Annotated in this window: 8 protein-coding genes; all 8 read left to right on the forward strand. The window is 72.1% G+C overall.

Annotated elements, in window-relative coordinates; genetic code table 11:
- Window positions 1-12: 12 nt before the first annotated feature.
- The 8 genes from V6R91_RS00315 to V6R91_RS00350 all read left to right on the forward strand — a co-directional run bounded on the left by V6R91_RS00315 (window position 13) and on the right by V6R91_RS00350 (window position 12,547).
- The gene (locus V6R91_RS00315; protein ID WP_336393604.1) at window positions 13-4,827 is read left to right on the forward strand and encodes an ATP-dependent helicase; all 4,815 of its coding nucleotides are present in this window, start codon (window positions 13-15) and stop codon (window positions 4,825-4,827) included.
- Window positions 4,828-4,865: 38 nt separating this feature from the next.
- Window positions 4,866-5,654, forward strand: coding sequence for a DNA-formamidopyrimidine glycosylase family protein (locus V6R91_RS00320; protein WP_336393605.1), 789 nt, complete (start codon window positions 4,866-4,868; stop codon window positions 5,652-5,654).
- A gap of 285 nt (window positions 5,655-5,939) precedes the next feature.
- Window positions 5,940-7,136, forward strand: a complete 1,197-nt coding sequence (locus V6R91_RS00325; RefSeq protein WP_336395006.1) for an ABC transporter ATP-binding protein — start codon at window positions 5,940-5,942, stop codon at window positions 7,134-7,136.
- 84 nt (window positions 7,137-7,220) lie between these two features.
- Complete coding sequence (locus V6R91_RS00330; protein ID WP_336393606.1) at window positions 7,221-8,405, forward strand: extracellular solute-binding protein; 1,185 nt, start codon at window positions 7,221-7,223, stop codon at window positions 8,403-8,405.
- Window positions 8,398-9,342, forward strand: a complete 945-nt coding sequence (locus V6R91_RS00335; protein WP_336393607.1) for an ABC transporter permease — start codon at window positions 8,398-8,400, stop codon at window positions 9,340-9,342. The genes V6R91_RS00330 and V6R91_RS00335 overlap by 8 nt, the downstream gene beginning before the upstream one ends.
- A complete protein-coding gene (locus tag V6R91_RS00340) occupies window positions 9,339-10,268 on the forward strand; it encodes an ABC transporter permease (protein ID WP_336393608.1) in 930 nt (309 codons plus the stop codon). The genes V6R91_RS00335 and V6R91_RS00340 overlap by 4 nt, the downstream gene beginning before the upstream one ends.
- 20 nt (window positions 10,269-10,288) lie before the next feature.
- On the forward strand, window positions 10,289-11,944 hold the full coding sequence (locus V6R91_RS00345) for an amidohydrolase (protein ID WP_336393609.1): 1,656 nt from the start codon (window positions 10,289-10,291) through the stop codon (window positions 11,942-11,944).
- Window positions 11,945-11,989: 45 nt separating this feature from the next.
- On the forward strand, window positions 11,990-12,547 hold the full coding sequence (locus V6R91_RS00350) for an isochorismatase family protein (RefSeq protein ID WP_336393610.1): 558 nt from the start codon (window positions 11,990-11,992) through the stop codon (window positions 12,545-12,547).
- Window positions 12,548-12,579 lie beyond the last annotated feature (32 nt).

Raw genomic sequence — 12,579 nt, forward strand, 5'->3', positions numbered from 1 at the left:
GAAGATGGAGGGATGGGCGATGTCCTGGAGCGATTCGGTCCTGCCACGCGGGACTGGTTCCGCGGCGCGTTCGCGGCTCCGACCGACGCGCAGAAGGGCGCCTGGGCGGCGATCTCCGCCGGAAAGCACGCGCTCGTCGTGGCCCCGACCGGCTCGGGCAAGACGCTGTCGGCGTTCCTGTGGGCGATCGACCGGGTCTTCCACGACAAGGCGACCGCACCTTCATCCGTCGCCCCGTCGGGCCGCAAGAAGCGAGCGGATGCCCCCGCCCCCGCCACGCGCATCCTCTACATCTCGCCGCTCAAGGCGCTGGGCGTGGACGTCGAGCGCAATCTCCGCTCCCCGCTCGTGGGCATCGGCCAGTCCGCGCGCCGGCTCGGTCTCACGGTGCCCGACGTCACCGTGGGAGTGCGCTCCGGTGACACCCCGGCGGGTGACAGGCGCAAGCTCGTGCAGGCGCCGCCCGACATCCTCATCACGACGCCCGAGTCGCTGTATCTCATGCTGACGAGCCGCGCGGGCGAGACGCTGCGCGACGTCCACACCGTCATCGTCGACGAGGTGCACGCGGTCGCGGCCACCAAGCGCGGCGCGCACCTCGCGGTGAGCCTCGAGCGCCTCGACGCGCTCCGTCGCTCGTTCGCGCCCGATGCCCCGCCCGCGCAGCGCATCGGGCTGTCGGCGACGGTGCGACCGATCGACGAGGTGGCGCGCTTCCTCGGCGGTGCCGAACCGGTGGAGATCGTCGCCCCCCGCGCGTCGAAGGCGTTCGACATGCGGGTCGTCGTGCCGATCGACGACATGCTCAACCCGCCGCCTCCGCCGAGCGCCTACCAGTCCGAGCCCGTCGCGTGGACCGGCACGGATGCCTCGGCCGAGGCATCCGCCGATCCCGGCGCCGAGCCGATCGACGAGGACTGGTTCAACGACGGCTCGTCCGGGCGCCCGCGCGCGGCGGACGGCGGTGAGACCGAGATCACCGGCTCGGTGTGGCCGCACGTCGAAGAGGCCATCGTCGACCGCATCCTGCTGCACCGCTCCACGATCGTGTTCTGCAACTCCCGGCGCCTCGCCGAACGGCTCACCGGCCGGCTCAATGAGATCTACTCCGAGCGTTTCGGGCTCGAGCTCCCAGACCCGTCGGTTCCCGCGGCCATGATGGCGCAGGCGGGCACGACGGCCGGCGCCGACCCCGTGCTGGCCAAGGCCCACCACGGGTCGGTGTCCAAGGAGCAGCGCGCGCAGGTCGAAGAGGAGCTGAAGTCCGGGGTGCTGCGCTGCGTCGTCGCGACCTCGAGCCTCGAGCTGGGCATCGACATGGGCGCCGTCGACCTGGTGATCCAGGTGGAGGCGCCGCCGAGCGCCGCATCGGGTCTGCAGCGCATCGGGCGCGCGGGCCACCAGGTGGGCGAGGTCAGCCGCGCTGCGCTGTTCCCCAAGCACCGCGGCGACGTGCTCCACACCGCGATCGTGACCGAGCGCATGCTCGCGGGGCAGATCGAGGCGATCGCGATCCCGCAGAACCCCCTCGACATCCTCGCCCAGCAGACCGTGGCGGCCGCCGCGATCGGGCCCGTCGACGTCGAGGGCTGGTACGAGACGCTCAAGCGGAGCGCCCCCTTCCGCTCGCTCCCGCGCTCCGCTTACGAGGCGACGCTCGACCTCATCGCCGGGCGCTTCCCGTCCGACGAGTTCGCCGAGCTGCGTCCGCGCGTGGTCTGGGACCGCGACCTGGGCGTGCTGACGGGGCGCCCGGGCGCACAGCACATCGCGGTGACGAGCGGCGGCACGATCCCCGATCGCGGGTTGTTCGGCGTCTTCATCGCGGGCGAGTCCCAGAACGCGCGCGTCGGCGAGCTCGACGAGGAGATGGTCTACGAGTCGCGCGTCAACGACGTCTTCACCCTCGGCACGACGAGCTGGCGCATCGTCGAGATCACCCATGACCGCGTCAACGTCGTGCCCGCGTTCGGCCAGCCGGGCAAGGTTCCGTTCTGGCACGGCGACGGCATCGGACGTCCCGCCGAGCTCGGTGAGGCGCTCGGCAAGTTCTCGCGCGAGGTCTCCACGGCCAAGCCCGACAAGGCCGAGGCGCGTCTGCGCGACGCCGGCCTCGACGAGTACGCACAGGACAACCTGCTGGCCTACCTCGCCGAGCAGCGCGAGGCCACGGGCACTCTGCCGACCGACCGTCAGCTCACCGTGGAACGCGGGCGCGACGAGGTCGGCGACTGGCGCGTCATCCTTCATTCCCCGTACGGCATGCAGGTCCATGCGCCGTGGGCGCTGGCCGTCAACGCCCGCATCCGCGAACGCCTCGGGGTCGACGGCTCCGCCGTCGCCAGCGACGACGGCATCATCGCCCGGATCCCGGATGCCACGGCCGAGCCGCCGGGCGCCGACCTCTTCGTCTTCGACCCCGATGAGCTCGACCAGATCGTGACCGAGGAGGTCGGCGGCTCCGCGCTGTTCGCCTCGCGATTCCGCGAGTGCGCGGCGCGGGCGCTGCTCATGCCGCGGCGCAACCCCGGCAAGCGCACACCGCTGTGGCAGCAGCGGCAGCGGTCCGCGCAGCTGCTCGAGGTGGCCCGCCGCTACCCGACGTTCCCGATCATCCTCGAGACGCTGCGCGAGGTGCTCCAGGACGTCTACGACGTGCCCGCGCTGCTGCGGCTCATGCGCGGGATCGGCGAGCGGCGCATCCGGCTCATCGAGACCGAGCCCGCCCAGCCCTCGCCGTTCGCGCGCGACCTGCTGTTCGGCTACGTCGGCGCCTTCATGTACGAGGGCGACTCTCCGCTCGCCGAGCGGCGGGCGGCGGCGCTGTCGGTCGATCCGGCGCTGCTGTCGGAACTGCTCGGCAAGGTCGAGATGCGCGAGCTCCTCGACCCCGACGTCATCGCGCAGTTCGAGCGCGAGGCGCAGCGCCTCGATCCCGAGCGCCGCGCACGCGGGCTCGAAGGGGTCGCCGACCTGCTGCGCATCCTCGGCCCGCTCGACGCGCCCGAGGTGGCGGCGCGGCTCGAGCCCGCCGCCGACGGCTCCTCCGACGGGCACGCCACGGCGGATGAGGCATCCGCTCTCCTGGACGCCCTCGTGACGGCGCGCCGGGCCATACCGGTGACGATCGCCGGCATCACCCGGGTGGCCGCGATCGAGGACGCCGGCCGGCTGCGCGACGCGCTCGGGGCCGCCCTGCCGGTAGGCATCCCCACCGCGTTCCTCGAGCCCGTCGCCGACCCGCTCGGCGACCTCATCGCCCGGTACGCACGCACGCACGGCCCCTTCACGGCGGATGCCGCGGCCGACCGCCTCGGCATCGGCGTGGCGGTAGCCCGCCACACCCTGCAGCGGCTCGAGTCGCAGGGCCGGGTGACGAGCGGCTTCTTCCTGCCCGATCCGCCGCCCGGCTCGGGGGACGGCTCGGCGACGCGGGGCGACGAGGCGGAGTGGTGCGATGCGGAGGTGCTCCGGCGGCTGCGCATGCGGTCCCTCGCGGCGATCCGCGGCAGCGTCGAACCGGTGCCGCAGCAGGCGTACGCCCGGTTCCTTCCGGTGTGGCAGCACGTGACGCGGCCTCTCGACGGCGTCGACGGGGTCGCCGCCGTCGTCGAGCAGCTGGCCGGTGTGCCCATCCCGGCCAGTGCGTGGGAGTCGCTGGTGCTCCCCGCACGCGTGGCGGACTACACGCCGGGGATGCTCGACGAGCTGACGGCGACCGGCGAGGTCGTCTGGTCGGGTCACGGCAGCCTGCCGGGCAGGGACGGCTGGATCGCGCTGCATCCAGCGGATGCCGTGCCGCTGACGCTGACGCTTCCCGACGAGGCGGACGAGCCCGCTCCGGGCTCGCTCGATGCCCAGCTCCTCGCGGCGCTCTCGAGCGGGGGCGCCTACTTCGCGTCGCAGCTGAAGCAGACCACGGGCGCGGAGAACGAGCAGTCCGTCGTCGAGGCGCTGTGGCGGCTGACCTGGTCCGGGCGCGTCACGAACGACACCTTCGCGCCGGTGCGCTCGCTCGTTTCGGGCGGCTCGCAGGCGCACCGCGTGAGCCGGCGGGCTCCGCGCGCCCGCCTGTACCGTGGCGCAGCAGTGCGCACCGTGGCGTCCTCCGTGCCCGCGCGCCCGCCCGCCATCGGCGGCCGGTGGTCGCTGCTGCCCGAGGCGGAACACGATGCGGCGCTGCGGGCGACGGCGACGGCGAGCCTGCTCCTCGACCGGTACGGCGTGGTGACGCGCGGCGCCGTCCAGTCCGAAGGCGTGCCCGGCGGCTTCGCCCAGGTCTACCGCGTCCTGGCCGGCTTCGAGGAGGCGGGTCACTGCCGCCGGGGGTACGTGATCGAGAAGCTCGGCGCGGCGCAGTTCGCAGCCTCCGCCACCGTCGACCGGCTGCGCGAGTTCGCCGGCCTGCCCGATCCGCCGCCGCTGCGCGCCGTGACCCTCGCCGCCACCGACCCCGCCAACCCCTACGGCGCCGCGCTGGCGTGGCCGGCGCTGGAGGGGGTCGGACACCGTCCGGGCCGCAAGGCCGGCGCGCTCGTGGTGCTGGTCGACGGAGAGCTCGCGCTGTACCTCGAGCGGGGCGGCAAATCGGCGCTGGCGTTCACCGCGGACGAGTCCGTGCTCTCGGCCGCTGCCCGGGACCTGGCCGCGACGTCGCGCGCGCGCCGGCTCGACACCCTCACCGTCGAGCAGGTCAACGGGGCGTTCGTCTACGGCACCGGCGTCGGACGGGCGCTGCGGGAGGCGGGATTCGTCGAGTCCCCGCGTGGTCTCACGCTGCGCCGCCTCACTGCCGGGGACGTGCTCCGCGAGGGCGCGCGTGCCTGACGCGCCGCGCCGGCGCCCGGTGCCGGGCAGGAGGTGCCGTGCCTGAGGGCGACACCGTGTTCCGTGCGGCGCGCCGGCTGAACGCGGCGCTCGCGGGCGCGACCGTGACGCGCTTCGAGCTTCGCGTACCGCAGGCGGCGACGGCGGACCTGCGCGGCGAGGTCGTGCACGACGTCGTCGCGCGCGGCAAGCACCTGCTGCACCGCATCGGAACGTGGACCCTCCACACGCATCTCAAGATGGAGGGCGAATGGCACGTCTACCGGCGCGGCGAGCGCTGGCACGCCGCGGGGTTCCGGGCCCGGGCCGTCATCGGCGCGACCGCGCCCGACGGGGCGGAGTGGGAGACGGTAGGGTTCGACCTCGCCGACATCACGCTCGTTCCGACCGCCGAGGAGGACGCGCTCGTCGGCTACCTCGGGCCCGACCCCCTCTCGGCCGCATGGGACCCCGCAGAGGCGGCGAGACGGCTCGCGGCCGACACACGCCCCATCCACGTCGCCATCCAGGACCAGCGCAATGTGGCCGGCTTCGGGAACGAGTACGCCAACGAGATCCTCTTCGTGCGCGGCATCCTGCCCACCACCCCCGCGAACCAGACCGACACCGCCGCCGCGGTGGACCTCGGGGCACGCATGATCCGCGCGAACCGCGACCGCTCGGGGCGCACCTTCACCGGCGACGCGCGACCCGGCCGCTCCACGTGGGTGTACCGTCGCGAAGGCCGCCCGTGCCGGCGCTGCGGGACGCTGATCCGCGGCGGCAGCCTCGGCGCCGACCCGACGCGCGAGCGCATCGTGTTCTGGTGCCCGACCTGTCAGCGCTGACCGCACGGCCACGCTTTCATCACGATGCGCGACGGACGAACTGTCGCCCGACGGCCACCGACGCGGACGCACTCGACGTCGAGCCGTTGAAACGCCGCGGTCGCCTGCCCGTTACACAACTCCGGACGATCTGTCAGGCGCGGGCCATGGGACGCCTCGGATCGTCTGGTTCGCTCTCGGGCGCATTGCAGGGGGGCACCGCTCGATATTGAATACGTGACACACCCGATAGGGGTCGCGCAACGTCGCGCGACCCGATGATCAGAAGGACCTCACGAGGTGACGATGTCCACAGGCACGGCGACCGCGGCGAATCCGGCGGAGCAGGTTCCCACCGACAGCGAGGCCGCCCGCGGCGCCGTCGTCCTCTCGGGAGTGACGAAGTACTACGGCGACCAGATCGCCGTCGACGACCTCTCGCTCACGGTGCAGCCGGGCGAGTTCATCTCGCTGCTGGGCCCGTCGGGCTGCGGCAAGACGACGACCCTGCGCATGATCGCAGGATTCGAGCAGCCGGATGCCGGCGACATCCGCATCTCCGGACGCCCCGTGCGCGGCGTCCCGCCGTACCGTCGCGACGTCAACACGGTGTTCCAGGCCTACGCGCTGTTCCCGCACCTGTCGGTCGCCGAGAACGTCGCATACGGACTCCAGCAGCGGCGCACGCCGAAGTCCGAGGTGCGCGAGCGGGTCACGCAGGCCCTCGACCTGGTGCAGATGCGGCGCTTCGGCGACCGCAAGCCGGCGCAGCTCTCCGGCGGCCAGCAGCAGCGCATCGCCCTGGCGCGCGCCCTCGTGAACCGGCCCGCGGTGCTGCTCCTCGACGAGCCCCTCGGCGCGCTGGACCGGCAGCTGCGCGAGGAGATGCAGCTCGAGCTCAAGCTCCTGCAGTCGCGGCTGGGCATCACCTTCATCTTCGTGACGCACGACCAGGGCGAGGCGCTCTCGATGAGCGACCGCATCGCCATCATGCGGTCGGGTCGCATCGAGCAGCTGGCCGACGCCGACACGGTGTACGCCCGTCCCGCGTCCGCCTATGTCGCCGCGTTCGTGGGGCAGCAGAACTTCTTCCGGGGTCCCACCGCCGAGGCCGGCGCCGCGATCTCCTCCCCGCACGCGCTCGTGCGGGCGGCCTCACCCGTGCTCACGACGACCAATCTGGGTGAGGCGGCCGTCCGCCCGGAGTACATCCGCATCGAGCGCGACGCGTCTGCCGCGGAGCCGGGCGCGGGCCTCTCCGACGCGAACACCTCGCGCGGCGAGCTCATCGGCGTCTCGCACCTCGGCGACACGATGCAGTACCTCGTGCAGCTCGGCGCCGACCAGAGCCTCATCGTCCGACGCCCGACGCCCGACGCGCCGCCTCTCGCCGTCGGCGACCGGGTGGTCTGCACGTGGGCAGCCCACCACGTGCTGCTGTTCCCCGCCGCCGATGACGGCGCCGCCGAGCAGGGCGGCTACATCGCACCCCCGACCGTCTGATCCACACCCGAAACCCGTGCCCGACGAGCCGGCCGCCGCCGCGGCATCCGCTCTTCCCACATCCGACCCGAACCAGGAGTACTCGTGACCCAGCCCCGGAACCCGCTGCGCATCCTCGCTCCCGAAGGATCCGCGCCCTCGATCGTCCGCGAGCTGTCGCGCCGGCGCTTCCTGAGCCTGGCCGCCCTCGCCGGCGGCGCCACCGTGCTCGCCGCCTGCTCTCCCGGCGGCGGCGGCTCCCCCGCCCCGCAGGCGACCGGCGGCGACCTCGAGGACAGCCTTTCCATCTACACGTGGGGCGACTACGACTCGCCCGACGTCATCGCCGCCTTCACGGACCAGCTGGGACCCAAGGTCACGCTCGACTCCTACTCCTCGAACGAGGAGCTCATCGCCAAGCTCGTCGCCGCCAAGGGGACCTCCGGCTACGACATCGTCGTGCCCACCGGCGTCTTCATCCCGCAGATGATCGAGAACGAGCTGCTGACCAAGTTCAACAAGGACCTGCTGCCCAACATGTCGAACATGGACCCCGCGTTCCTCGGTCGTGCATGGGACCCGGAGAACGACTACTCGGTCTGCAAGGCGTGGGGCACCACCGGATTCGTGTACGACAAGACGGTCATCACCCGCGAGCTCAGCACCTGGGGGGACTTCTTCGACGCCGCGCAGAACGAGGCGAGCGGCAAGACCGCGATGTCGGACGACCCCGCCGGCATCATCGGCGCCTACTTCTGGGCCAACGACATGGACTGGAACACCGACGACCCCGAGGAGCTCGAGGCCTGCCGCCAGTTCCTCGTCGAGCAGATCGCGCCGCACATCTCGGCGTTCGACTCGTACCCGGGCACCAACGCGATCCCCCAGGGCACGCAGGTCCTCATGCAGGCGTGGAACGGCGACGCCCGTCTCGGCCTGCTCGAGTCCAGCGAGCCCGAGCGCTGGCAGTGGGTCCTCCCCGGCCCGCAGACGGAGCTGTGGATGGACAACTGGGCCATCGCCGCCGGCGCCCCGCACCCCGAGGCCGCCCACGCGTTCATCGACTTCTCCATGACACCCGAGAACCTCGCGCTGAACCTGGACTACATCGGCTACAACGTCGGCGGCAAGGACATGGAGGCCGCGGCCACGGAGGGCGGCCTGGAGCTGGCCGACATGATCTTCTTCACCCCCGAGCAGCTCGAGACGATGCACGAGCAGGAGCTCAACGACTCGCAGACCACGCGGGTCGAGATCTACAACGAGATGAAGGCCGCAGCAGGTGCGTGAGAACCGCTCCGCAGGGGCCGCGCTCGCCGTTCCGGCGTGGGCGTGGCTCCTGCTCTTCTTCGTCGCGCCGGTCGCGATGGTGGTGTGGTTCAGCTTCGGGTACAAGCCGGGCGTCTTCGGCACCCACGCCAACGACATCCTGTCGTTCGACCGGTACGTCGAGGCGGTGTCGCCGACCTTCTTCGCGACGTTCGCGAACACGCTGTGGGTCGGCGTCATCGGCACCGTGCTCTGCTTCCTCATCGGAGCGCCGGTGGCGTACTGGATGGCCTTCAAGGTCAAGCCGCAGCGCCGCGGCATCCTCATCGCGCTCGTGCTCGTGCCGTTCTGGACGAACTTCCTCGTGCGCACGATCGGGTGGCAGGTCATCCTCGCACCGGATGGCTGGCTCTCGTCGCTGCTGCAGGGCATCGGCGTGCTCGACGGCCCGCTGGAGCTGCTCTACACCCGCACGGCCGTCGTCATCGGCGTCGTCTACAACTACCTGCCGCTGATGATCCTGCCGCTGTTCGTCGCGTTCGACCGCGTCGGCCCGGCGCTGCGCGAGGCCTCCAAGGACCTCGGCGCCGGCAAGGTGACCACCTTCTTCCGCGTGACGCTGCCGCTCTCGCAGCCCGGCATCGTCGCCGGCGTGCTGCTGGTGTTCATCCCCCTGATGGGCGACTACATCACCGCGACCGTGCTCGGCGGCGCCAAGGGCAACATGGTCGGGCAGCTCGTCGCGAGCCAGTTCCAGACCGCACAGAACTGGGCGCTCGGCTCGGCGATGGCCGTGCTGCTGATGCTCGTGATCATGCTGACCATCGGCGTCGCCGCCGTGCTCATCTGGCTCATCGCGCTGCCCTTCCGCAGCCGCGACCGGCTGGTGCTGGGTCCCGTGTCCGAGACGGCGACGACGGATGCCGCGCCCGCGGCGACCGTGGAGGTGACGACATGACTCCCCCCGAGACGATGACCGCGACCGAGACGATCCTGCAGGCGCAGCAGCGCGACACCCGCACGGCGGCGGCGCCGCGGCGCCGCGCACGCCGATCGTGGTCGGACATCGCCTTCACCGTGTGGGGCGTCCTGGTGATGCTCTTCCTGTTCCTGCCGATCATCGTGATCGTCGTCTACTCCTTCAACACCGGCCGCCTGCTCGTGTCGTGGGACGGCTTCGGGTTCGACGCCTTCGGCACGATCCTGGCCAAGCCCGCGATCCAGAGCGCGGTGCGGGTCTCGCTCATCACCGCCTTCATCGCCGCCGTCATCGCGACGGTGCTCGGCACCCTCGCCGGCATCGCCATGGCCCGCCACCCCGGCAAGTGGGTGTGGTGGTTCCTGGGCCTGCTCCTGCTGGTGTCGGTGACCCCCGAGATCGTCGACGCCGTGGCGCTGCTGCCCTGGCTGGTGTTCCTCGGCCAGGACCTCGGCCTCTCGATGTTCAACGACGGCATCGTGCGCCTCTCGGTGGGCTCGTCGCTGTTCGCCACGGCCGTCGTCTCGTACATCGTGCGGGCGCGCCTGGTGGGCCAGGACTCCCATCTGGAGGAGGCATCCGCCGATCTGTACGCGAAGCCGTTCACGACGTTCCGCAGGGTGACGCTGGCGCTGGCCATGCCGGCGGTGCTCGCCGGCTTCCTGCTGGCCTTCACGCTGAGCCTGGACAACACGATCGTCGCCGCCTTCGTGCAGGTCTCGGGCACCACCCCGTGGCCGGTGTACGTGCTGAGCGCGGTGAGGTCGGGCCTGCGCCCCGAGATCGCCGCCGTCTCGACGATCATGCTGCTGCTGACGCTCGTGGCCCTCGCGCTCGTCGCGCTGGTGCTCAAGCGGGCGGGCGACTCTGCCACGCAGATCGCCCGCACCATGACGGGCGGCTGACCTTCAGAAGGAGACCTTCCGTGGCCCACGCCGACCTCGTCTTCACCGGCGGACCCGTCTTCACGGCGAACACCGTGCGCTCCCGCGCGAGCGCTGTCGCGGTGAGGGCCGGCCGCATCGTGGCGGTCGGCGGCGACGACGTGCGCGAGCTCGTCGGGCCGTCGACGGAGCTCGTGGATCTGCGGGGGCGGATGCTGATCCCCGGGTTCCAGGACGCGCACGTCCACCCCGTGTGGGGCGGCCTCGACATGCTGCGCTGCGATCTGTCGGAGCTCGGCACCGCCGCCGAGTACCTCGAGGCCATCGCCGGCTACGTCGCCGACCATGCGTCGGACGAGTGGATCCTCGGGGGCGGCTGGCAGATGTCGGCCTTCCCCGGCGGCACCCCCACGGCCGCCGCCCTCGATGCGGTGACCGGCGAGCGCCCCGCGTTCTTCCCCAACCGCGACGGGCACGGCGCGTGGGTGAACTCGGCCGCGCTGCGCCTGGCCGGCATCGACCGCGAGACCCCCGACCCGGCCGACGGCCGCATCGAGCGGGACGCGGACGGCACGCCGTCCGGAACGCTGCACGAGGGGGCCATGGCCCTGGTCAACCGCCTGCTGCCGGAGGAACCGCTCGAGCGGCTCACCGACGCGCTGCTGCTCGGGCAGCGGTACCTGCACTCGTTCGGCATCACCGCATGGCAGGACGCCATCGTCGGGTCGTACGGCGACGCCGGCGACCCGGGCCCCGCCTACCTCCAGGCCGCCGCAGACGGCACCCTGACCGCGCGGGTCGTCGGCGCCATCTGGTGGGACCGCACGCAGGGCCTCGAGCAGATCCCGTCGATCCTCGAGCGCCGCGACCGCTACCGCGCCGGCCGGTTCGCGGCGACCTCGGTCAAGGTGATGCAGGACGGCGTCGCAGAGAACTTCACCGCGGCGATGCTCGAGCCCTACTGCGACGGACATGGTCACTTCACCGACAACTCCGGCATCTCGTTCGTCGACCCGGCCGTGCTCGCCGAGGCGGTGCCGATCCTCGACGCCGAGGGCTTCCAGGTGCACTTCCACGCGATCGGCGACCGCGCGGTGCGCGAGTGCCTCGACGCGGTCGAGCGCGCGATCGCGCTCAACGGCCGGAGCGACAACCGTCATCACATCGCCCACATCCAGGTGGTGCACCCCGAGGACGTCCCCCGCTTCCGCGAGCTGGGCGTGGCCGCCAACATGCAGTCGCTGTGGGCGACGTACGAGCCGCAGATGGTCGAGCTGACCCTGCCGTTCCTGGGCGAGCCGCGAAGCGCGTGGCAGTACCCGTTCGGCGATCTGCTGCGAGCGGGAGCGGTGCTCGCCGCCGGCAGCGACTGGTCGGTCTCGACACCCGACCCCATGGCGGCCATCCACACCGCGGTGAACCGCACGGCCGCCCCCGGCCATGAGGAGGGCGAGTACGACGCGTTCCTCCCCGAGCAGGCGATCGACCTGGCGACGTCGCTGACCGCCTACACCGCCGGCTCGGCGTGGGTGAACCACCTCGACGACGTCACGGGCACCATCGAGGTCGGCAAGCTCGCCGACCTCGTCGTGCTCGACCGCGATCCGTTCGCCGGGCCCGCGGAGGAGATCGGCGCGACGCATGCGCTGCAGACCTTCGTCGAGGGCGAGCGCGTCTTCGCCGCTCCCGACGCCTGATCCCCGGTCGCCGGTTCGGCGGTCGCCGACTTCTATGCTGTTGCGGTGACCCGACTCCTGCTCCTCATCGACATCCAGCGCGACTACTTCCCCGGTGGCCGGCACCCTCTCGTGGGCGCGGATGCCGCCGCCGACGCCGCCGCCCGGCTCCTCGCCGCCTTCCGCACCACGGGTGAGCGGGTGGTGCACGTGCAGCACCTGTCGGACGATGCGGATGCCTCCTTCTTCGCACCGGGGACACCGGGCGTGGAGATCGACCGGCGGGTGGCGCCGGACGGCGAGGAGCACGTGGTCGTCAAGCACGAGCCGAACGCCTTCCTCCGCACCGGCCTGGAGGCGCTGCTGCGCGCGGCTGCCGCGGACGAGGTCGTGGTGGCCGGGATGATGTCGAGTATGTGCGTGGATGCCACCGTGCGCGCGGCATCCGATCTGGGCTTCTCCGTCGCGGTGGCGGAGGACGCGTGCGCGGCGCCCGACCTCGCATACGACGGTCGCACCGTGCCGGGCGAGCAGGTGCACGTGGCGTTCATGGCCGCGCTGGACGGGACGTACGCCCGCGTCCGCAGGGTGGACGCGCTCGTCGGCGAGCTCACCGCTCGCTGACCTCGCGGGTCCGGGACGACCGGGCGCCACGC

It is taken from the genome of Microbacterium sp. CCNWLW41, assembly GCF_037083505.1.

What these genes read in the sequence shown, in the direction of transcription:
- V6R91_RS00315 (WP_336393604.1), top strand. Translation starts at nt 13, where the DNA reads ATGGGCGATGTCCTGGAGCGATTCGGTCCTGCCACGCGGGACTGGTTC.
- V6R91_RS00340 (WP_336393608.1), top strand. Translation starts at nt 9,339, where the DNA reads ATGACTCCCCCCGAGACGATGACCGCGACCGAGACGATCCTGCAGGCG.
- V6R91_RS00325 (WP_336395006.1), top strand. Translation starts at nt 5,940, where the DNA reads ATGTCCACAGGCACGGCGACCGCGGCGAATCCGGCGGAGCAGGTTCCC.